Annotated in this window: 22 protein-coding genes and 1 tRNA gene; 2 read left to right on the top strand and 21 right to left on the bottom strand. The window is 33.4% G+C overall.

Annotation, left to right across the window (positions count from 1 at the left end; translation table 11 throughout):
- Positions 1 to 155 precede the first annotated feature (155 nt).
- From ACW2QF_RS02525 to ACW2QF_RS02605, 17 genes are all read right to left on the bottom strand, one after another.
- Positions 156 to 290 carry a hypothetical protein gene (locus tag ACW2QF_RS02525; protein WP_455714420.1) on the bottom strand — a complete coding sequence of 45 codons (135 nt, stop codon included), beginning with the start codon at positions 288 to 290 and terminating at the stop codon, positions 156 to 158.
- Positions 291 to 926: 636 nt separating this feature from the next.
- Complete coding sequence (gene pcp, locus ACW2QF_RS02530; protein ID WP_455714421.1) at positions 927 to 1,571, bottom strand: pyroglutamyl-peptidase I; 645 nt, start codon at positions 1,569 to 1,571, stop codon at positions 927 to 929.
- 107 nt (positions 1,572 to 1,678) lie between these two features.
- Positions 1,679 to 2,647 (bottom strand): DUF979 domain-containing protein, encoded by a 969-nt coding sequence (locus ACW2QF_RS02535; protein WP_455714422.1) that lies wholly within the window; start codon positions 2,645 to 2,647, stop codon positions 1,679 to 1,681.
- On the bottom strand, positions 2,647 to 3,381 hold the full coding sequence (locus tag ACW2QF_RS02540) for a DUF969 domain-containing protein (RefSeq protein ID WP_455714423.1): 735 nt from the start codon (positions 3,379 to 3,381) through the stop codon (positions 2,647 to 2,649). Before ACW2QF_RS02540 ends, ACW2QF_RS02535 begins: the two co-directional genes overlap by 1 nt.
- A 228-nt stretch (positions 3,382 to 3,609) precedes the next feature.
- Positions 3,610 to 4,047: a Dps family protein gene (locus tag ACW2QF_RS02545; RefSeq protein WP_455714424.1), complete on the bottom strand. Its 438-nt coding sequence runs from the start codon at positions 4,045 to 4,047 to the stop codon at positions 3,610 to 3,612.
- Positions 4,048 to 4,399: 352 nt separating this feature from the next.
- On the bottom strand, positions 4,400 to 5,554 hold the full coding sequence (locus tag ACW2QF_RS02550; RefSeq protein ID WP_455714425.1) for a hypothetical protein: 1,155 nt from the start codon (positions 5,552 to 5,554) through the stop codon (positions 4,400 to 4,402).
- A gap of 164 nt (positions 5,555 to 5,718) precedes the next feature.
- A tRNA-Ser gene (locus ACW2QF_RS02555) sits at positions 5,719 to 5,804 on the bottom strand.
- Positions 5,805 to 5,807: 3 nt separating this feature from the next.
- The gene (locus tag ACW2QF_RS02560; protein WP_455714426.1) at positions 5,808 to 6,077 is read right to left on the bottom strand and encodes a hypothetical protein; all 270 of its coding nucleotides are present in this window, start codon (positions 6,075 to 6,077) and stop codon (positions 5,808 to 5,810) included.
- A gap of 12 nt (positions 6,078 to 6,089) precedes the next feature.
- Positions 6,090 to 6,779 (bottom strand): DNA polymerase III subunit delta, encoded by a 690-nt coding sequence (gene holA, locus ACW2QF_RS02565; RefSeq protein WP_455714427.1) that lies wholly within the window; start codon positions 6,777 to 6,779, stop codon positions 6,090 to 6,092.
- 205 nt (positions 6,780 to 6,984) lie between these two features.
- Positions 6,985 to 7,167, bottom strand: a complete 183-nt coding sequence (locus tag ACW2QF_RS02570; protein WP_455714428.1) for a rubredoxin — start codon at positions 7,165 to 7,167, stop codon at positions 6,985 to 6,987.
- 288 nt (positions 7,168 to 7,455) lie between these two features.
- Complete coding sequence (locus ACW2QF_RS02575) at positions 7,456 to 9,447, bottom strand: methyl-accepting chemotaxis protein (protein ID WP_455714429.1); 1,992 nt, start codon at positions 9,445 to 9,447, stop codon at positions 7,456 to 7,458.
- A gap of 154 nt (positions 9,448 to 9,601) precedes the next feature.
- On the bottom strand, positions 9,602 to 12,259 hold the full coding sequence (locus ACW2QF_RS02580; protein WP_455714430.1) for a ComEC/Rec2 family competence protein: 2,658 nt from the start codon (positions 12,257 to 12,259) through the stop codon (positions 9,602 to 9,604).
- 14 nt (positions 12,260 to 12,273) lie between these two features.
- Entirely contained in the window at positions 12,274 to 13,215 is a 942-nt protein-coding gene (locus ACW2QF_RS02585; protein WP_455714431.1) for a GerMN domain-containing protein, read from the bottom strand.
- Positions 13,216 to 13,228: 13 nt separating this feature from the next.
- Entirely contained in the window at positions 13,229 to 14,620 is a 1,392-nt protein-coding gene (locus ACW2QF_RS02590; RefSeq protein ID WP_455714432.1) for an ATP-binding protein, read from the bottom strand.
- A 22-nt stretch (positions 14,621 to 14,642) separates the two neighbouring features.
- The gene (locus ACW2QF_RS02595) at positions 14,643 to 15,332 is read right to left on the bottom strand and encodes a response regulator transcription factor (protein ID WP_455714433.1); all 690 of its coding nucleotides are present in this window, start codon (positions 15,330 to 15,332) and stop codon (positions 14,643 to 14,645) included.
- Between the two features lie 10 nt (positions 15,333 to 15,342).
- Positions 15,343 to 16,020 (bottom strand): helix-hairpin-helix domain-containing protein, encoded by a 678-nt coding sequence (locus ACW2QF_RS02600; RefSeq protein WP_455714434.1) that lies wholly within the window; start codon positions 16,018 to 16,020, stop codon positions 15,343 to 15,345.
- Between the two features lie 183 nt (positions 16,021 to 16,203).
- Positions 16,204 to 16,641: a DMT family transporter gene (locus ACW2QF_RS02605; protein ID WP_455714435.1), complete on the bottom strand. Its 438-nt coding sequence runs from the start codon at positions 16,639 to 16,641 to the stop codon at positions 16,204 to 16,206.
- A gap of 662 nt (positions 16,642 to 17,303) precedes the next feature.
- On the opposite strand from ACW2QF_RS02605, the gene ACW2QF_RS02610 reads away from it, so the two are divergent.
- Positions 17,304 to 17,684, top strand: coding sequence for a pyridoxamine 5'-phosphate oxidase family protein (locus tag ACW2QF_RS02610; protein WP_455714436.1), 381 nt, complete (start codon positions 17,304 to 17,306; stop codon positions 17,682 to 17,684).
- A gap of 124 nt (positions 17,685 to 17,808) precedes the next feature.
- Here ACW2QF_RS02610 and ACW2QF_RS02615 read toward each other — a convergent pair whose 3' ends face one another.
- The 4 genes from ACW2QF_RS02615 to ACW2QF_RS02630 all read right to left on the bottom strand — a co-directional run bounded on the left by ACW2QF_RS02615 (position 17,809) and on the right by ACW2QF_RS02630 (position 22,033).
- Positions 17,809 to 18,984, bottom strand: coding sequence for an aspartate aminotransferase family protein (locus ACW2QF_RS02615; RefSeq protein WP_455714437.1), 1,176 nt, complete (start codon positions 18,982 to 18,984; stop codon positions 17,809 to 17,811).
- Entirely contained in the window at positions 18,977 to 19,858 is an 882-nt protein-coding gene (argB, locus tag ACW2QF_RS02620) for an acetylglutamate kinase (RefSeq protein ID WP_455714457.1), read from the bottom strand. The genes ACW2QF_RS02615 and argB overlap by 8 nt, the downstream gene beginning before the upstream one ends.
- Positions 19,859 to 19,989: 131 nt before the next feature.
- Positions 19,990 to 21,213 carry a bifunctional glutamate N-acetyltransferase/amino-acid acetyltransferase ArgJ gene (argJ, locus tag ACW2QF_RS02625; RefSeq protein ID WP_455714438.1) on the bottom strand — a complete coding sequence of 408 codons (1,224 nt, stop codon included), beginning with the start codon at positions 21,211 to 21,213 and terminating at the stop codon, positions 19,990 to 19,992.
- 382 nt (positions 21,214 to 21,595) lie between these two features.
- The gene (locus tag ACW2QF_RS02630; protein WP_455714439.1) at positions 21,596 to 22,033 is read right to left on the bottom strand and encodes a GNAT family N-acetyltransferase; all 438 of its coding nucleotides are present in this window, start codon (positions 22,031 to 22,033) and stop codon (positions 21,596 to 21,598) included.
- A gap of 373 nt (positions 22,034 to 22,406) precedes the next feature.
- Between ACW2QF_RS02630 and ACW2QF_RS02635 the strand changes: the two genes are divergently transcribed.
- A complete protein-coding gene (locus tag ACW2QF_RS02635; protein WP_455714440.1) occupies positions 22,407 to 23,630 on the top strand; it encodes an argininosuccinate synthase in 1,224 nt (407 codons plus the stop codon).
- The last annotated feature ends 3 nt before the right edge of the window (positions 23,631 to 23,633 follow it).

Raw genomic sequence — 23,633 nt, forward strand, 5'->3', positions numbered from 1 at the left:
TAATAATTAAAATTTATACATTCTTTTATCTAGCTTGAATCATTAAGTTATAAACGTGTTACAGTATAGATATTACTTTATTTATGATTTACATTTTATTTGTTCTTATTTGTTTTATAAATTAATTTAGTTATTAACTATGTAAAAGAAATTATTTAGATTTTAAAGCAGCAGTCTACACATACTTTATAGCAACAATCGATACACAAATGAATATATTCTTCTCTTTCCTCTAACTTTTCAACATTTAATTTTGTCCATAAATCCTTGTTATTATTTAATGATTTCATTTAATATACCCCCAAATTTTAATTTCATAAATAAAGTAATATCATTAGTATGATACTATTTTTTCTTTTTTTTGTCAATTATTGTATTTATTATTATTTTCATTTTGTTTATTAACCTTTAAATTCACGATTCAGAATGTTTATGCATTACTATTAAGCCTGAATTAAAATCATGGTTCCAGTTTAAATAATCAAAAGTTTATGTAAGCAAAACATCCACATCTTGAGAATTCCAATGTTTTTTACTTGTCTATTTTCTACCATTCAAGCTGGTTCTTGTAATGTTTGTAACTTACGACAGACTATTCAAAATGCAACTATATAGTAGCTCAGTTATCAAGACAAAAATTTAAGATTTTTATAATGAACTCATATGATGAACATTGCCCTGATTCATATATACATTCAGCTACATATGGCAAGAGCATTGCTGGATAGTATCATTCAGTTGGAATTTGATAATCAAGGATAGTCGTCAAAAGGTGTTGGACATTTTTTTGAACCAATCAACCTGCATGTTTAAAAATTAGGCATACTTAAAGAGATAACCTTCCCTATAAGTATGCCTAATTTTAGATCTAATTTAATTTTGCTTTATCTATAATAGATAAGCTATTATCTATTATAAATCTATTTCTACATAATCGTTCCCATATGAAGACTAATATCCTCATTATTTTCAACGATTGCTTTAATAGCTAACTCTAACCCTTTAGCAATTGTCTCAAGAGACATTGCACATGTTCCTGCTGGTTTGTCAATAACTTGTTCTAACGCATATGGTACATGAATAAATCCACCACGAATTGAACTATATTTTTTGTTAATCAAATAAAGAAGATGATACATAACATCATTACATACAAAAGTACCTGCAGTATAGGAGATATGGGCAGGAATGTTATTATTACGTAATTCATTCACTACTGCTTTACATGGAAGGTTTGTAAAGTATGCATTTTCTCCATCATCATGTAATGCTTCATCCATCGGTTGGTTACCTTCATTATCTTTAATTCTAGCTTCCGCAAGATTGATTGCAACTTTTTCGATTTGGATAGAACTTCTTCCACCTGCTTGTCCAATGCATAATACAACATCTGGTTGATGCTCCTCAATTGCCTTCTCAACTGCTTCCCCACTTTTTGTATATACAGTAGGTATCTCTAACTTAATAATATCTGCTCCACAGATTACTTCTGGTAAAAGCTTCACTGCTTCATACGCTGGGTTTACTGCTTCTCCGCCAAATGGATCAAATCCTGTAATTAGTACTTTCATTATTCGTCCGCCTTTCTTATCTGAACTGTATAGTCATTCTTGTTTATCTTTTCTTAAGAAGTCTTCTCTTAAGAGGTCTTTTCTTAAGTAGTCTTTTCTTAAATATCTTAACTACATATTAACATATATGCGATTTGAAATATAATCATGAAAATCGCAACAAACATTTGATTTTTAATAACGCCAAAACGATTTTTCATATCTAACATAGCAACAGGAACCATATTGAAATTCGCTGCCATTGGTGTTAATAACGTACCACAAAAACCTGTTGTCAACGCTAACATCCCTACAACTGTTGGATCTGCACCTAATGCTAATACAAATGGACCACCAATACCAACTGTCATAACAGTGATGGCTGCATAGGCATTTCCCATAATAATTGTAAAGAATACCATACCTAAGCAGTATACGATAATACCAATTGTTACGTTGCCTTCTGGAATGATACTTTGCACATAATGAGCAATTACTTCACCAACTCCTGCTTTTGTAAATACTGCACCAAGTGCAGCTAATAACATTGGTAGAATACTTAATGGACCTACTGTAGACAGTAAACGTTCTGTATCTTTTAAAAATACTTTAGGTGTATTTTCTTTCGACATAATCATTAAGAATATAATACCAATTAATACACCAACTGCAACACCTACAAGTGCTCCAAGGTCTGTTAACGTAGCAAATAAGATGGCACAAATACCAATTGATAATGCTGGTATAAATACCTTCATACCGTTTTTCTTACGTAATCGTTCTTTTTGTTCTGCTGTTGGAAGTTCCACTTTACCTGGCTTCACTTTCTTAAGCATTGCAGGAATTACCATGATAAATATCAAAACACCACTAATAACTGTACCATGTTCAAGTGCATTTATAAAACGCCCAAAGGATATTAGTATACCTAACGTAACCCAGAAGATACCCGTTGGGATACGAGAGGGATTTTCTTTATCTAAAACATTCTTAATTCCTGTATATATTGCAATAAGTCCAATGATGATATATACAACTTCTAATAATTTTGTTCCTAATGCTACATTTGCATCTGTAAAAAATGAAATTATTGACATTAATCTCTTCCTCCCCCTCTTTTATTCTTCACATTATCCACTTCTTGCATCTCTGTCTTTGTTGTAGATTGTTTATAATACTTCTTCCTTAATAGTTTATCTTTTTGAATAAAGTATACCATACCAACCAATATGGCTACAATGGCTGTTGGAATTGCCACTTTTGCTAAGGCAGCTAACTCTACTTCATAACCAAGTCCAGCTAATGTACTTTGTATTAACAAACCACCAGAACCACCAACAAATAATACTTGGCAGAAAAACCAAGCAATATTCTCCATCGCTGAAGCCATTCCTTTGATTTCTTCAACATGTTTTTCGTTCGGCTCATTGCCACTTGCTTCAATTGCCCCTGTTGCCATAGGCATGATAATTGGTTGCACAAATCCAGCAACTCCACCAAAACTAACATTGAAAGCGCCAAACGCGCCTCGCATCACACCATAAGCTGCAATTACTTTACCACTAGTTGGATTTTTAATCTTACCGATTAATTTAGCGGCTGTTTCTTTTAGTCCATTACGTTCTAATGTACCAGTAACTAACATAATTAAGATAAAGATTGCAATACTTCTATTATTAACAAAGTTTTCCCCTAATGTTGATAGTAAGTCTGTTGGTGTAAGACCACCAACAACTGCTGTTACAATAGCAGAAAGCGTGATAATTAATATTGAATCTAACTTGAATGTAAATCCTAAGATAATAATAAGGATTCCTAATAATTTAATCATGCTTCTTCCTCTCCTTCTTATTACATATTAACCATATGTTTTACTTATGCTACTATTATACATTAAAATGAAACATTATTCATTGGTTAATTATACCACTTATGGGGAAATTCACTAAATCAGCGGGGGATTTTATGTTTATTCTGCCAGAATTGTAAAAAAATAAGGGATGTTCCATATTTATCATGGAACATCCCTTATCTAAATTAACAAAAATCTAATTGTATATTATTCTAAATATTGATTTAGCATCCAGCTTGCTTTACTATAGTCTTCAATGACTTCATCCATATAAGCTGAAATAATAACAGCTGATTCTTCTTCTGCTTTTGCTTTAATGGACTCGGCTTTCTTTTTAGCATATGAGAAGTCTTCTAATACATTCTTAAGAACTTCATCTCCTGAAATCTTAACATTCTCAGCTTCTTTTATTTTACTAATCTCTAGGTAATCTTTCATCCTTCCAAGGGGTTGACCACCTAACATTAATATCTTCTCTGCAACTTCATCTATTTCACTATTAACTCCATTGTAATATTCTTCTAACTTACCATGAAGTACAAAGAAGTTTTTACCTTTCACATTCCAGTGATAATTCTGTAACTTTCTATATAACACATTTAAATCTGCTAAAAATCCATTTAATTCTTTTATTAATTCTACCATATCGTTTCCTCCTTATATTTATGTTTATTTATGTTAATTAGTTATCATTTCTTAACTATGAATATAGTATAACACAGTTCAAATAGAATTTCAATATCAATAATAGTAATTATTACTGATTTTATGAATAATTTATATTTTTAATATGATTTTTATAGTTTTTTTAATGCATTTTTACTACTACCATTTCATGTTTTCATAATTAAACGGTATGACATTCCCCCTTTTCTTTCTGATAAACTGGAGTAAATCAGAGCAGACATTGAAATATATTCTCTTTCAAAACAAATAATCGCATAACACAAAGCCTCCCTAACCCCTTGATTTCATAAGGAGTAGAGAGGCTTTTTCGTTACTTAACAGTATATGTAATAGTTTTTTTAGTAAATCCACTCTTTGTAGCGGTTACTTTTATCTTTGTACCTTTTTTTAATTTGCTTTTAACCGTAACTTTAAAGCTACCAGTCTTAGATGTTTTTGTTTTATATGTCTTACCATTGAGTGTTACTGTAATATTGGCACTTGCTATGGATTTACCTGAAATTGTAGATGTTCCTCTCTTAGCGTTTGAAACTTTTAAAGTACCAATCTTTGATTTATATGTTTTGTTAACCGTATATTTTACATTTATTTCAGCAGCAGCTGTTTTATCATTTGATGTAGCTGTTGCCAATATATAATATGTACCAGGATTTAACTTATAATTAAGACTTACTGTATCATTATTAACTTTGAGTGTTGCACTATTTTCAACACGCATACCATCTGAATCAAGCAACTCTATATTGTTTTCTGATAAATCTAAGTTAGTAGGACAACTTTGAGCAACTTTAACCGTTATATCGGATTTCTTACTTAACTTAAACTTAAAATATTGCTTTTTATAAGATACAGAAGTTAATCCAACGGAGTAGGTATCTGCAGTCAAATTGATTGCATTCTTTAAAGTATTTCCTTGTGAATCTTTCGTTCTAGTAATTGGTTGCGCTACAACACCAACGGTTGTGTAGCCTCCATTTTCTTTTGAGTAACGATCTTTAACATCTCCAGTATAAACTGTTTTTATCTTTATATAATAAGTACCAGCTTCTAACAAAGCCGTACCATTTTTTGATTCTCCATTTGACCAAGCTTCCCACTCTAAGATAGTACTTGCAAACGTTTCACTAGAAGATAATGCGGTGTATACATTAGATTGGAAATTATATTTTACTGTATCATATTTAGCTGCCAATGTTACATAACTTGTCTGATCAAGCGTAAACTTGAAGATATTCTCTTGAACATCTTTCGTACCATTAACAATTTCATCTGTCGGATAGTAGGTATAAGCAGTGTCAAAATTATTTGCGTCAGATGAAATATCAACTGCAGAAGCTACTTCTAAAGTCTTAATTACTTCATTTGTAATTTCTGCTGCTTTAGATTGCTTTGTTACTGCTACTGGCTGGATGCTAGTAACGGTTACAGTACAAGCTACAAATAAAGCAAATTTTCTAAAATTCAAAACCAAAACCCACCAAAATTTTATTTACAGGTTTATAATAAATATTTTTAAAAAATTCATCAAGATTAGCCCTGGAAATTAGGTAATATTTACTACTTTAATATACCCTTATCAAAACTACAAAAAAGCCCCAACCCCTAAGGATTGAGACTAATGATTACAACCGGAGACGGTGGGATTCGAACCCACGAACCCGTAAGGGCTACCGCATTTCGAGTGCGGCTCGTTATGACCTCTTCGATACGTCTCCCTTTCAACTATACTTTACAATTAGTAATTCTACTCCTATTTTGTCGATTAGTCTACCAGTTTTTATCATTTCTTCTATATCCGTACAATAAGTTACTGCTTCTTTTAGAACTGGTGTTGTGAAATTGTTTATCTGAGTCAGATACTTCTTAACTGCAAAAGGAGGAACACCTGCTTTTTGACTCATCTCTGAATTCCCCATTCCAAGGCGTTTCATCTCCTTAATTTGCAAGAGAATATTAAAATGTCTTGTTATTAGAAATAAATTCGACATTGGATTTTCATTCTATGCTAAGATATCATAGTACAAGGCGAGGGCTTGTTCCTGACGTTTGCTAGCGATTGCATCTATCATCTGGAAGATTTTATTCTCTAATTGCGTTGTACAAACAGCATCGATATCAATCTCAGTTATAACATCACGATCCATAGCATAACAAACTAGCTTCTCGATCTCGGTCTGAAGATTTTCCATATCGGAACCTGTCTTGTTTAGAAAATACATTAATGTTTTCTCTGTAATCTTCTTATTGTCTTTGGATAATAAGGAAGCAACCCACAATTTAAGATTTGCTTCATCCATACCATTCATCTCAGAGATTCGTCCAACCTCTTTCACCGCTTTAAACATACGGTTTCGCTTGTCCACTTCTTCTTCTACAAAGATAAAATGTGTTGATTCCGGAATATTCTTCATATAATCTGCCAAATCACTTGCGTTCTTGAAGAACCCGCTATTCTCGATTACAATAACACGATGGTCAGCAAAGAATGGTAAGGTATTCGCAATACCTATAACTTCTTGTACATCAATTCCTTTTCCATCAAAATGAGAGTAATTCATGGAATCGCCCTCTCCAACCATGGCTACTTTTAATTTGTTTTTATATAAATTCTTCAAATAAACTTCACTACCATATATTAAATAGGCTGGCTTGAATTGATTTAATTTTATATCTTCTTTGATAAACTTCATTAACTTAACTCCTATTTTCCAGTTTTAACTCTGTTTACATTTTATCCGTAACGCCTTCATTTTACAAGGGCTTTAAACACCATCTTATGAAAAAAGAAGGAAAATTCTAAGATTCCTTCTCCATTAAAGTGCATTTGTTTAAGCTTAAATTTCATATCCCAGTGTTACAATTTTACTTAACAAAGCAATATATCTATTTTATTCTTTATAAAATATTTTTAACAAAAACAGATTTATTACTAAATCCACAGATAGGGCATGCCCAATCTGCTGGTAAATCAGCGAATTCTGTGCCTGGTGCAATCCCATGCTCTGGATCACCCACCGCAGGATCATATACATATCCACATGGCAAACATTTATATTGTTCTTGAATATTTTCTTTCACTATCTAATCCTCACTTCCATAATTATTACTCTGTACATTTTCCACCGGAAATCTCTGTTTCAGATTTGACCGTCTTTTTATTTAATCTTATATCCTATCAGTTTGACTCTTCAAGTCTTCTTCCATTTATGATACATTGGTTCTCGTTAGAAAATTGTAACACTCGGATATAAAATTTACGTAGTCCTTGCTTGGGCTAGTAGAGTCCGTTGATTCAATACTACTAGTATGAATTACAAAGTGGCTGTCACAAAATTTTTAGCTTCTTGTAACAGCCACTTCTCTTCATTATTCTTTAATCTTAAATGTATTTGATAATTTGCTTAATTCCTCAGAAGTCTGCGCTAATTGTTTAATATTATTATTCAAAATTTCTACATCATTAAAGCTTGCATCCGTTGACTCTTTAACTTTTTTAAGTGCTTCTGAAATATGCTCTGCACTTGCTGTTTGTTCTTCCGAAACTGCTGCCAAAGTTTGTGCATGATCACCTACTTCAGCGATATGCTTTAATATTACATTTATCTCTTCATTTACCTCATTAACTGTATCATAGATTGTTTGGTAACTATGAAATGTATCATTAATATACTCAGCACTATGATCAATCATACTTACATTATCTCTAGTCTGGGATACCGTTGTTAATATAATTTCTTTGATGTCTATAATTAATTTTGCAATATCATTTGCAGAGGTAGAGGATTCTTCTGCAAGATTCTTGATCTCTCCTGCAACAACTGCAAAACCTTTCCCATGTTCACCAGCTCTTGCAGCCTCAATTGAAGCATTTAAAGCAAGAAGATTTGTTTGACTTGCTATACTTTGAATTACTTGAATGATCGAATCAATCTTCTCTGTCAACGATTCAGCCGTCTTAACTGTATCAGCTAATTGTGCCATAGAATCTTTCACTTCAGCAATCTCAGCTGTTACAGTTTGCACTTGATCCAGTCCATACTTTGTAGATTCTTCCGAATTAATTAAGTTTTGTTTCGCTTCATTTCCTTTTTCAACAATAGAATCTACCATATTCATAACACTAGACGCCATATCAGCTACTGTAGTAGTAGACTGTAATACTTCTTCCATAGTACTTGTTACTGTAGAAGTATTCTCTGCCACTTGACGGGTCATTTGTTCTAGATCCATTGAAGATATCTCATTTTCCTTTGAACTATCAGTAATAATATCCACTACCTGCTTCACCTGATTAATCATACCACTGATATTGTCTACACTATAATTAACCGAGTCCACCATTGAACAAATTTCGTTCCTTCTATTTGTATCATAAATAAGACGTTTTGATAAATCGCCCGAAGCAACACGATTCATCTGTTCATTAACCATTATTATTGGTTTTAGCATTAGATTTACTATATAACCTAGCACTAAAGTAATAATGATAAGTACAATAATTATTACTCCATAAAATATTGCTGCAATTTCGTAACACTCTGCTACGATTTCAGATTCTGGTTCTAATAAGATAATTGACCAATTTGTGTCCGGTATCATTCCGCTCTGCGCTATATATTTTACTTCATCTATACTATATTCTTCTTTTGTACTATCGGTTATTACATCACTAAGTAACTCACTACTAACCTCAGTTATATTGCTTCCGATTGTTTCATCATCTTTACTCGCAATTACTGTTCCATTTGATTCTATTAACCAAACAATGCTATTATCTGATAAACTCAAACTTTGTAATTCTTTGGTCATCTCTGAAAGATACAGGTCTGTTCCTAATACGCTACCATCTGATAAACGAATAGATAATGTCACACACATTGTTCCCGTTAATGTATCAACATATGCCTCAGAACTATTTACCCCTTCCTTAGTTTGAGCTTCCTGATACCAAGTCGTTGTACGTACATCAAAATTTTCCGGTAAATCACTTATGTCTATCCCTGGATATGTCAGTTGTGAATCTGAATAACCAATATAAAAGCCAAATGGCATATTTTCATAGTTATCTTTTACATTGTTCAGATAGATTTCACGTTCACTTCTAGAAGATACTCCCTCTAAAAATTCTTTATATGTTTCCATAACAATTTGATTCGATTTAATCCATTTATTTGTTATCAACTCAATTTCATTTGCTGTCGTATGTAATCTTCGTATCTCTGCATTCTTCATCTTATCGGCTGTTAAAAAGTATATAACTGTACAACCTATACTAAGAGTTATAGCTAATAATATTATGATTGGTCTAATCACTTGCATACTTAATTTCTTTTGCTTCTTTTCCTTCTTATTAGTCATAAGTCCCTCCGTAAAAATTTAGTAAAATTTTCTTCATTTGTATCCTTTCTTAATATTTTGCGTTTTTTATTATATAATAAACTTTTTAAAAAATCTATCTTTTAGTTCTATTTATTTATATTTTTTTTCATTTTACTAAACATATTTCCTGTTTTTAATCTGATATTTCCCACATTCTTTCCCCGTCTGTACTAATCGTAATTGCTCCTTCATTTACCGTCCACCTGTATGGTATATGATTTTCCTTAAGTCTCTCTAACAATTCCTTATGCGGATGCCCATATCGATTTCCATATCCACTAGAAATCCATGCAATTCTTGCACTAAAGTACTCTAGAAATTCATCTGATGTAGAGTACTTAGATCCATGGTGGGCGATCTTTATAATGTCGTACCCTTTTTTCTGTACAGTAAGCAGACTCTTTGGATTTTCCTTAGCACGGTTTATCAATTCCTTCTCCCCTCCACTTTCCAAATCCCCCAGTAATAATGCATCAAATTGGCGATAGGTAAGCTCTAATACAATTGATGTATCGTTCTTGGAATCTGTATTATATTCTAGGTATGGATGCAAGCAATTAATAGTTAGTTCACCTTCTGATATGGTATCACCTCTACCAAAATAGTGTAATTTGATACCTTTCATTCTAGCAAGGTTTTCAATTTGGGTATATGTTTCATCTATTAAGCTAGTTTCTGGTAATATAAGATTCTTAATTCCTACTTGTCCATCATAGAAAGCCATGGATGATAATTTTGATGTTTTGGACTGTCTATCTTCTTTTACATCAGACATCCTTTCCATAATCTCCATGACTGCATTTATATGATCTGCATCCATATGAGTCAAAACTACGTAATCAATCATTCTAACTCCTTGCGATTTTAGAAATGGTTCTATTCTATATTTTCCAATCTCCTTTACGTCAGAACTTCCACCATCAACAAGTATAGATACCCCTTTAGGAGTCTTGATATATATGCTATCTCCTTGTGATATATCTAACATCGTCATTGTTAAATTAGTACTTGGTAATCGGAATAGTAGAATCCACAAGAATGCTATTATATATATCACATTCTTATGCTTCGTCTTAACTGACAATAATACGACTCCTATAACTGCTGTACAATATATTACAATTTGTGCTATGTTTGGTTTTCCTGTTAGTACTAGATGAAATGGCAACTTGGCGAAAATATTACATAACACCTCATAAAAGTTCAGTATGAATGTAATCCCATATCCAAGTACCCTAGCAAAATCAATCCACCACACCCCAATTAATCCAGCCACTACACCAAGTGTCATTAAGACCGACGTAAGTGGAATTACAAACAGATTTAATATTACACTGTAGACTGGTATCTCGCAGAAAGTACTTGCTAAGATGGGTGCTGTTGCAGCACTAATAATCAGACTAGATTGTAGTGCCTTCCCACGATTGGATTCTCGTAATTTGTACTTCTTGTAGATCCATTCATCAAGGGATAGAAGGAATTCATCAAGAGTTATCCACTTCTTTTTTGCAACTCCTTTTCTAATATGTTTTATCAATGTTAGAATTTTTTCATAGATAATTTGCTCTATACGCATTCCGTCTTGTTGACTATTATATTTCCCCTCGTTCTGTTTTTGCTCAATCTTCTCCTCTTTTAGCCTTTCATATATATTACCAAATACCGCTAACACACAAACTGCTAAAAAAGATAGTTGAAAACCTGTGTTATATAGCTGCATGGGATTTTGAATCAAGATAATACACGAACTTAGCGATATGGCAGAAAGCATATCGTAAGTCCGTCCAATAACAACAGCGAACATGGATACCAACAGCATCACAACTGCACGATTGGTTGATACACTAAAATCCGTCATTTGCCCATAACTAAACACTACAATGGAAACAACCCCTGCATTTAGATAAACGGGACAACCTATTTTTTGGAAAATCTTATATAATAATAATCCTAAGAAACTAATATGTAAGCCGGATATGGACAATATATGTGAGATTCCATTTCTTTGATAAAGATACTTGATTTCTGTATCCAGTGCTTGTGTTTCACCAAGGAACATTGCCTGCATTACTCCTGCTTCCTCACTGCGAAGGATACGCGTATAAACTGAAGATACCTTGGCTCGTAAGGAAGCTAGTGCTACATGATACCATGAATAGGAAGCATCTATACATTTCATAGTTTCAGCAAACATTTGGTATCTGATACCTTCTGACAAATAATAGGTGTGTGAATTGAATTGTCCTTCATTCGTTGATTTCAAAATCTGTGATACTTCCCCTGTAAATCGGACAGTATTACCTACCTTAAACTTCGAATTCTTGTCACCATATACAAGTATTTTTTGCTTGATTGGGATTTTAATCTCCGGACTCGGATAGAGTATGACGTTATTTAGATAATAAGAAGTGCTGTTTTCTTTTTCTGTGATGCGTACTATCTTACCTTCTACGTTTGCATTACAAGTTCTTTCACAATATGTATCAAATGGTGTTGGTTCTAACATAGTATTCATTCTACTATAACCAATTATGATTATAATTGGAAGTAACAATATGAATCGATCTTCCTTGTTAATTCTTTTCTTTCTAATAACTTGAAATAGCTTTTGTTTTGCTCTATTTTTTTTATTTTCCTTGGGATTATCCTCGATAGAATATCGATAATACAGAATACTTAGACTTAAGACTAGAAAGAAAAGAATTCCACCTACTATAATCCATGACAAGGAATATAGTAGGCAGCCTAATATGTAGGAAAGAGCAATCCATAATAATGGTCTCTTTATCAACTACATACCTCCTATTATTGGGTTGTTTCTACGATATCAAGGTTGCGTTCAAACATTTTATCTAAGTTTGTGCTTTCCCCATATGTCTTTAGAAGTTCCCCATTGATTTTAATTTGTACTTTATTAATTGTTGATGTTTCAACTAGCGAATTTACTACAGAATAAATTGCCACTTCATCTGTAATACCATCTCTTTTATTTAAGAATTTTTCATTAAAGTCAACATAGCAAATTCCTTCTTTTACTGTTACTTTTAAAAGTTTTGTTCCTGATGGAATGGTTGGATATGTTGGATATTTCGCGTCTTTTACTGGACCTTCTATAAGCTGTTCTATAATTAACTGCTCCATGGGAATGGTACCATTATAAGTTACAATAACATTAGATTCCACTAGTTTTTTACCTGACTCATTGGCAAAGAATAATGTCATCTCTGCATTTTGTTTATACTTTGTCTCTCCACCAGTATTGTCTATGAAGTTCTCAGCGGTCATCATACCGATTGGCTTTTCATTCTTATCACGAAGCGGCTGACCAGCTACATAGAATTCTACATAATCAACACCTTCTATTTGACAGAAATTCTTCACGATTGCAGCCCTTGTTAAAATCTCTTCAATCCCCTCAATATCGTAATAACTAGTTTCAAAATTAAGGATTAATTGGCCACCACCATCATAAGTGTAATCCTTAAGCACTACAGAATCTAGTTTTGCTTTACGATACGCATAATTCTTAGGATCTTTGTTAAGGGCCTCGACGAATTCTGCTATGAGTTCCTCTGTATCAGTTGCTTTTGGTTCATAACTTTCACGAACTACTTTCGTCTCATCTTTATCAATATAATATATATAGTATTTAGATTCCTCATCATTTCCTGAATTTCTTGATTCACATGCTGCAAGTAGCACCACACAAGCTAGAACGAGTACAGCTAGAAGACTACGTTTTCCCATATAAGCCTCCTCCTTACGCTATATAACTAAGAGGTATACGAACGGTAAAGGTTGTACCCTCATTTATTTTACTATAAACTTTGATTGCTCCTCTATGCATAAGTACTGCATTTCTTGCAATAGATAATCCAAGACCAGTACCACCCGTTTCTCTTGACCTCGCCTTATCAACACGGTAGAATCTTTCAAATATAGAGTCCTGTGCATCTTCAGGAATTCCAACTCCAGAGTCGGATACTTTGATATAGAAGAATTTGTGATCTGCGTTAAGTGACACTCTAACCCAACCTTCATCTACATTGTATTTGATTGCATTCTCAATAAGGTTAGATATTGCTAGAGATAACTTAACTTCATCCACCTCTGCAATAACTGGACGATAACTCTCTAATACAACTTCAATGTTCCGCTTTGCGGCAATTGGACGTAGTCGCTTCATTAATTGCTCCAATAACTCGTTAATATTAACACTTGTTATATTCATTTCACTTGCTGTTTTATCCATCTTAACAAGGGATAATAAATCGTTAATAATTTTATTCTCTCTCTCTATCTCATCTGTAATATCAACCATAAATTCACGATACATCTCTATTGGTACATCTTCTTGCATAACAAGAGATTCTGCTAATACTTTGATAGATGTGATTGGCGTCTTTAATTCATGAGATACATTAGATACGAATTCTTGTCTAGACTTTTCTAACTTTTGCATTCTAACAATCATATGATTGAAAGATTCTGATATGTTTCTTATCTCGGTAAAACCAGTTACATTTAGTTTTTCATCTAGATATCCTTCTGTCAAACGATCAATAGAACTTGTGAACTTCTTAAATGGTTTCATTACATGAAATGAGTACAATATAGATAACATAATTACAGCTATTACTATTGCAATGCATAGCACAATTGCTTTATTTTCAACAATATTCTTAACATCAACAATATTCTTCGTTGAAAAACTCATAACGATAACACCGATTATCTCTTTCGTCTCGAGATGTGTTATCGGTACTGTTATCTCCACAAAATCTTGGTCCGAATCTACATACGTGCTATCCGTTCCACGAAAAGATTTAATTACTTCCTCAGATATAATGGTCTTGCCTTCTTCAAGACCATAGGTATCCTTGACTATATGCAAACTACTATCTACAACAACAATACGTCCATCATAGATTTCTGCCAATTGATTAATCTCTGTATTAACCTCCTTAGAATCTGGACTACTAAAATAACCTGTTGATACAAGTAAATTTGCAATCATATTACCATGATATTTAAGTTCCGATATTCTTTGGTTATGGGCTTCATCATTATATGTTTTTATAATAACCATCGAAAAGATTATCACTGGTATAGTACCGACAAGGATAAGCACAGCTAATAGCTGTGCTTTCATACTACCTAAGAATTTGTTTGATTTAATTTTGGAAAAAATAACCTACACCCCATTTTGTATGTATATATTTGGGTTCGCTTGGATTATCTTCTATCTTTTCACGAAGTCTACGAATATGCACATCAACTGTTCTTGCATCACCTGGATAATCATATCCCCATACCGTGTTAAGAAGGTTTTCACGGCTATATACTTTATTTGGATTAAAGATAAGAAGTTCTAATAGATCAAATTCTTTTGCAGTAAGATTTACTTCCTTACCTCGAATATAGACACGTCTGCTTTCACAATCAATCTTAAGTTCACCAAAAGTAGCAATTTTCTCCGGCTCATGCTTTACTTCTTTCTTGGAACTTCTCCTCATAATTGCTTTAATTCTTGCTTTAACTTCTAGTATATTAAAAGGTTTTGTTATATAATCATCAGCACCATATTCAAGTCCAAGAATTTTATCCATATCATCGCCTTTTGCAGTTAACATAATAATAGGCATATCAGAATATTCACGGATTTGTTGGCATACTTCAAAACCTGTTAACTTTGGTAACATTACATCTAATAGTATAACATCATATTCTTTGTGTTTTGCCATAGTAAGTGCTTCTTCGCCATCGTATGCGCAATCCACTTCCATTCCATCTTGCTCTAAACTAAATCGTATACCCTTCACGATTAACTTTTCATCATCTACTACCAATACTTTTTTACTCACACCAATCACCTCAATCTGTTGTTATTAAATCGCAGATTTTACTATAGACTCCATCTTTGATTCCTGAAATATTCTTGATTTCTTCAATAGTAGCAAACCTTCCATGTTCTTCTCTGTAACTAATAATCATGTCAGCCTTTGCCTCTCCTATACCAGGTAGAGTCATTAATTCTTCCCTTGTTGCCTGATTAATATTAATCAGATCTTTATTCAATGAGTGGCCCTCATTATATCCATTCTCTTGTTGTATCACCTCTGGCGATTCTTTTACTTCCTCTTGATTAGGTACATATACTTGTTGTTCATCTTCTAGTTTTTGTGCCTGATTAATGAAATCGCCCGCTGCCTCTTTTGTTAATCCCCCTGCTGCTTCAATCGCATCGCTTACTCTTGCTCCTTTAGTCAGTGCATAAACGCCAGGATTCTTAACCTGTCCACATACATGGACTGCAATACTTTCTTCATTTACAGAAGTTTGTCCCTCCTCAGATTTCCCTAAATCCGTAGAAGTCTCCTGTTTACTGTCTGAACTTTCGCTGTCACTTGATTCAATTACTCTCTCTTCATTGTCATCTGATAATGATATACCAGTGGATTTGCTATTTTTACTGAATAAATAACAAATCAAGCAAACTATTCCAACAAGACAGATCGTAATACTTACTTTTACGATTTTCTTATTGTTCATATGGTTTCCTTTCTTATGACTTAAAATTATTAACTTATGAGAGGTAGCTTCATACTTCTCACAAGTTATATTCTACTCAATAAAAACATGTATTACAAGAGGCATTTCAACTAATTTCGATTTATAATTCTTAATTTTTTTTTACTATTTCTAATTACTTGATTTGATTATAATTTTACCATATTATTTTTCCCATTTGAACGTAATAATACCTGCTATAAATAATGCTATACCAATTAACTTACGGAATTGAAAAGGTGTTTTTTCCACTTCAAATAATCCGATTAATTCTATAATATAGGACATAATTAGTTGCGCTACTACAATAAGCATCGCTGCTTTTGCCGGACCAAGACTTGAAACACTCTTAATTACAGTAAATGTTATGAATGCTCCCATCGCACCACCTAATAACATATACTTATGACTTACTTGAAATAAAGCTTGAAAATTGCTTTCTCTTCCTGTTACATACCAAGCAATTAAACAGACAATTAAAGCTGTGAATTGAACAAAACTACTAGACACCCATATACTTGTCTCCTTCGTTACTCCTGTATTGAAGACTCCTTGAACACTCATCAAGATACCCGATATAATCGCAATTAGCAACCCCCACATAATCTCAATCCTTTCATGTATTGTTATTTGGGGTCAAAAGGGTTATTTTTTCTTTCAGATAAATAATCAATAATATTTATTCAATTGAAAATTGTTAAGTACTTGTGCATTCCATTATTGTGATTACAAAACTCAATATTAACTTTCATTGCTTCTAAGCTAACGTACTATAACACAAAACACGCTATGCACTTTAGTACTTCTATGTGTGTACAGTAAGTTTTTATAATAGATACGGAATCGCCTTCGATTCGGCATCCTGCCTCAGCTCAGGCTGGCTCGGCATCCTTGCCTCACCTTCCTAGGTTACCTAGTACACACTAAAAAGTACTTAAAGTGCTTCGCTATTGTTTTTTAGTTATAGCACGTCAGTTTAGAAGCAGTTTAATATATTGAGAGTTTTGCTTTTACTACTTTATTATTACACAAGTACAAGTAAGACTTTGAAGAATAAATATTATTGATTATTCATCATTAACTTTAAATGAGCCCTTTTGACTCTCCAATCTTAATTAATATATCCATCACATTTCTTTATTATCTCCATTCTATTACAAAATATGCATTTTCTGTATCAACATAAAGAAGTAAAACTCTTAAGTAACCAATCAAGAAAATATCCATACACTAATCTATACTTAAATATAAGGATCCGGTGATTTATGGGACAAAACTGTGAAAGGTCCTTGACAGAAGATGAGATTATCTGGGTACTTAATCGTACAAATATATGTCGTCTTGGGGTTTGTGAATGCAATCAGCCATTCGTAGTACCAATGTTTTTTACTTGTTGTAAGGATTGTGATCAGATTACCTTTCGATTACTCAGCAGAAACAATGGGCTTAGAATGCGATGCCTAAGAACTAACCAACTAGTGTGTATTGAGATAGATATCCCTGTCAATGGTGGTTTTGCAAGTGTCATAGCCTTTGGTAATGCGATTATTCGATGTATTGGTGTTGATGACTGTTTCAATAGACGTGATGAAATCGAGGTGTGTGTAACAGATATTACAGGTCGTTTTTCTCCATCTTGTACATAAGGCTACATTTATGCTTATATACAAGCTAGAACTGGCTCCCCGTACAATAATAAAGCAAACTAAAAAGGAAATTATCATAACCGAATGAATCGATTTATGATAATTTCCTTTTTATATCTCTAATCTATAAGCATTTCTTAAGAATAGTAATCATAGAATCAACATCATCCTTCGTAATTACTAAAGGTGGTACAAAACGTAAGATATTCGCACCTGCAGATATAATTAATAAGCCATTGTCCATTGCCTTTAAGATAATATCTTTCACAGGTTTTGATAACTCAAGACCTTGCATCAAGCCTTTACCACGTCTTTCGATTACAAAATCGTATTCCTTAATAAGTTCATCTAATTTTTCTTCTAGATAAGTTGAAACTTCCTTAACATGATCAACAAGATGATAACTTTCGAACATATCGAATACTTTACTTACTGCTGCTGTTGCTAATGGATTGAATCCATAGGTTGTTCCATGATCTCCAAGTTCAAATGCATTTGCTATACGCTGCGTCGCTGCAAACGCTCCAACTGGTACCCCGCAACCTAACGCTTTGGCAGATGTCATGATATCTGGTTTAACGTCATATTCTTGATAGGCAAACATAAATCCTGTTCTACCCATACCACATTGAATTTCATCAAAGATTAATACGATGTCATTTTTATCACATAACGTACGCAATCCTTGTAAGAATTCTTTCTTTGCTGGATATAAGCCGCCTTCACCTTGAATAGGCTCTACAATAATAGCACAAGTTTTGTCAGTAATCTTTGCTTTCACACTATCCAGATCATTAAAGTCTGCAAATACAACACCATTGATTAATGGACGAAATGCTTCTTGGTATTTTGGTTGGCCTGTTACAGCAAGTGCTCCTGTACTTCTCCCATGGAAAGAATGATTCATAGAGATAATTTCACTATCGTTAGTCTTCGTCTTATTATAAACGTATTTTCTAGCTAATTTAATTGCTCCTTCAATTGCTTCTGTTCCACTGTTTGTGAAGAATACTCTATCCATACCAGAAGCCTTATTGAATTTCTCTGCTGCATCAGCCGCCGGTACATTATAATATAGATTTGATGTATGAATAACCTTATCGATTTGTTCCTTAAGGGCATCGTTATATTCTTTGTTGTTATAACCAAATGCAAAAACAGCGATACCTGCTGCGAAATCAAGATACTTCTTTCCCTCATTATCATATAGATAAACACCATCACCCTTTTCTATGGCAATTTGATAACGGTTATATACTTGCATAAAATTCTGATCACTTACTTCAATACATTTATTCATTTTCTAACCACCCTTCATTATCTATAATTGCTGTTCCAATACCACGATTGGTAAAGAACTCTAGTAGTAAGCAATGTTCTCTTCTACCATCAAGAATATGTACTCTAGCAACTCCATTACGAACTGCATCAATGCAGTTCTTTAATTTTGGAAGCATTCCTCCTCCAATGAAGCCATTATTAATTAATTCATCCGCACGGTCAAGTGTAAGTACTGAGATTAGTGTATTCTTATCATCAGGGTTCGTATATACCCCTTCAATATCAGTAAGGAACGCTAATTTCTCTGCGCCGATTGCCTGTGCTACAGCACATGCTGCATCATCTGCATTAATGTTATATGTTTGATAGTTGCCATCTATTCCAACTGGTGCGATAACAGGAATGAAATCATTTTCAATCAATGTATCAATTAAATCTGTATTTACTTCTTTGATATCTCCAACAAATCCGATATCATTACCGTTTGGCATCTTCTTATCAACCTTGATTGTTGCACCATCTTTACCACACATACCAACGGCTTTCACACCGATTTGTTGCACCATTTGTACTAGATGTTTGTTAACCTTGTTTAGTACCATCTCGGCGATTTCCATCGTTTCTTCGTCTGTTACACGAAGACCTTCAACGAATTTTGTTTCTTTGCCAACTTTGTTAAGCCACTTGCTAATCTCTTTCCCACCGCCATGAACGATGATTGGTTTCATGCCTATTAATTTAAGAAGCGCTACATCTTTAATAACATTTGCCTGTAAACTCTCATCTAACATTGCACTTCCACCATACTTTACTACAACTTTCTTATTGTTAAACTTTTGAATATATGGTAGAGCCTCTATTAGAGTCTGTGCCTTTATCATTACTTGATCCATTGTATCCATATTAATTCTCCCATCTAATCTCTTTCCTCTAAGTATTCATATACTTATTTATTTTCAATTTATAACGAAAAACTCTAGATACTTCTATACTTGTTAGCTAAACCTTTACTTCAAAATTCTATTTATGAACGATAATCTGCATTAATTTTGATATAATCATATGTCAAATCACATCCCCAAGCAGTCGCCATTGCTTCACCCATCTTCATATCAATGATTGCACAAACTTCTTTACCTGATAGAATCTTAGTAGCAAATTCTTCGCTATAATCCGTTGCCATACCATCTTCTACTAATTTCAATTTCCCATCGATACTTTCAATATATAAATCAACTTTCTCAGAATCAAAATCAACACCTGCATAACCAAGTGCACATAAGATACGTCCCCAATTTGCATCGTTACCATAAACAGCTGTCTTAACTAAACTTGACGTAATTACTGATTTACTTAATGTAACCGCTTCTGTCTTGGATACTGCATTCACAACCTTTACCTCTAATAATTTGGTTGCTCCTTCACCATCTCCTGCCATTAATTTTGCTAGTGTTGTATTCACAACATTCAATGCTTCTACAAATCTATAATAATTGTCATCTTTCGTAGTAATTGTGGTATTTCCAGCCATGCCATTTGCTAATAAGAAACAACTATCATTAGTCGAAGTATCTCCATCTACAGAGATCATATTGTATGTACTTTGCACATCATCATAAAGTGCTTCTTGTAATAATTCTTTACTAATTGCGATATCTGTTGTTAGAAATGCAAGCATAGTTCCCATGTTTGGATGAATCATTCCAGAACCCTTTGACATACCGCCAACAGTTACTGTTTTCCCATCAATCTCAAACTGAACCGCTACTTCTTTCTTGATCGTATCTGTAGTCATAATTGCTTCTGCTGCCAATGTTCCTGCTTCTATTGTGTCTGATAAGGACTCGGTTAATTGATCGATTCCATTAACAACAGCCTCCATATTTAGTTGTTTACCAATTACTCCTGTAGATGCTGTAAAAACCATATCCGCTGTGAGATTTAATTTCTTAGCTACTGCTTCAGCCATGGTTTTATTATTTTGTAATCCCATCTCGCCTGTACATGCATTGGCAATCCCACTATTAGCCACAATTGCCTGAACACCTTTAGAACTCTTCACTACTTCTTGGTCCCAACGAACAGGAGCTGCTTTTACTACATTCCTTGTGAATGTACCAGCCGAGGCACAGGGAACTTCACTATAGATCAACGCCATATCTTTGCGGTTTTGATATTTAATTCCTGCCGCTACGCTTGCTGCCTGATATCCCTTTGCTGCTGTAACTCCACCATCAATAATCTTCATACTTTTTACCAGTGCCACTTAACAGGCGATAGAATAACCATATCTGTGGCATTCCTTTCTATGTAATATTATTTAGGACTTGTTATCCGTTTTTTATATGTAGAATTTTTATAATTATACATCTTTAATGTATTTTATTCAAGTGAAATTTATTATTTCTATTTTCTATAATTCATAACAAGCTTTATCCTACTTGCAGCAACATTTAACGTCATTTATAATCAATGTATAATTATAAAATCTTATTTAAAAATATTCAATGTATACGTATATCTAATATAGAAGTGAAATTAAAAATCGCTCAGGAGGCTGTTATTAAACTCTCCTGAGCGAAGTATGATATCACAACCCGTTGGTCCCACCTTATCAGTTATCTCTGCTACTAAACAACGGTTATCTTATCTTCTCTAATCGTGAAATCATAATTATTAAGATCTTTTCTAAATTGCCAACCAAGTTCACTCCAGAATGTATTACCTACTTCATTCTGAGTAAATGCTACCAGATTAACCTTATTAATCTTCTCTTCCTTTAGCGCATCGAGTGCAATCTTAACCATCTCATGACCAATCCCACGGTTCCTATGATTTTTGTCTACACATACATGATAGAAGCAACCCTGTCTTCCATCGTGTCCACATAGAATTGCACCAATGATTTCATTATTTTCTTCATATACTACACTAGTATTTGGATTTCTCTTTAAGAATCTTTCAATTCCTTCATAAGAATCATCTAAGGAACGAATTGCGAATCCTTCAATTGATGTCCATAGTTTATATACCTTATCATAATCTTCTATTATCATTTTTCTAATCATTCTATTCTCCGATCAACTTGGCAGTGTTAATTTTTTATAATTATACATCTTTGTTGCATTTTATGCAAGTATGTGTTTTTTGTTGTTTTTCATATACTCAATCAGAAAATGAAATAATATAAATTAGCATTTAGTATAAGAATATACTACATTTATTTAGATAAATTATCCCTGTGTTTATGCAGTTAACACCTTTAATAAAATATATTTTTATTTTTTACTACTTGCATAATATTAATAAGTGTTGTATATTTATAATAGTTTAAGGAACATAGCTGAGCGGTTACAGAGTTTCCGAATTGTTATGTTTATAAAAGATGTTACATAATAAAGACGCGTATACATAGTGCCATAATATTTAGGAGGTATATTTATGAAGGAAAAAGTTATCTTAGCTTATTCAGGTGGTCTAGACACTACAGCAATTATTCCATGGTTACAAGAAAATTACGATTATGATGTTGTTTGTTGTTGTATCGATGTTGGTCAAGGAAACGAACTTGATGGTTTAGAGGAAAGAGCAAAAGCTTCTGGTGCCATTAAATTATACATAGAAAATGTAATCGATGAATTCTGTGATGAATATATGATGCCTTGTGTAAAGGCAAATGCCATCTATGAAAACAAATATTTACTTGGTACTTCAATGGCTCGTCCAGTTATCGCTAAGAGATTAGTTGAAATTGCTAGAAAAGAAGGCGCTACTGCTATCTGTCATGGTGCTACTGGTAAAGGTAATGACCAAGTACGTTTTGAACTTGGTATCAAAGCTCTTGCACCGGACTTAAAGATTATCGCTCCTTGGAGATGTACAGATACTTGGAATATGCAATCTCGTGAAGATGAAATTGCTTACTGTAAAGCTCATGGTATCGACTTACCTTTCTCAGCAAGCAACAGCTACAGCCGTGATAGAAACTTATGGCACATTAGCCATGAAGGTCTTGAACTTGAAGATCCAGCTCAAGCTCCTAACTACGATCACTTGTTAGTTCTTGGCGTTTCTCCAGAGAAAGCTCCAGATGAAGGTGAAATGGTAACTATGACATTCGAAAAAGGTGTTCCAACTTCACTTAACGGAGAGAACTTAAAAGTTTCTGAAATCCTTACTAAGTTAAATGAACTTGGTGGAAAACATGGTATCGGTATTATTGACATCGTTGAAAACCGTGTTGTTGGTATGAAATCTCGTGGTGTTTATGAAACTCCAGGTGGAACTATCCTTATGGAAGCTCACCAACAATTAGAAGAACTAATTCTTGACCGTGATACATACACTGCTAAGAAAGATATGGGAAATAAATTCGCTGACATCGTATACGAAGGAAAATGGTTCACTCCACTTCGTGAAGCAGTTCAAGCTTTCATCGAAACTACGCAACAATATGTAACTGGTGAAGTTAAATTCAAACTTTACAAAGGTAACATCATTAAGATGGGAACTACTTCTCCATATTCATTATATAATGAAAGTATCGCTTCATTCACAACTGGTGATTTATATGACCATCATGATGCAGAAGGCTTTATTAACTTATTCGGTCTTTCATTAAAGGTTCGTGCTATGATGATGGCTGAAGCTGAAAAAGATAAATAATTA

The sequence above is a fragment of the Anaerosporobacter sp. genome (assembly GCF_965301125.1).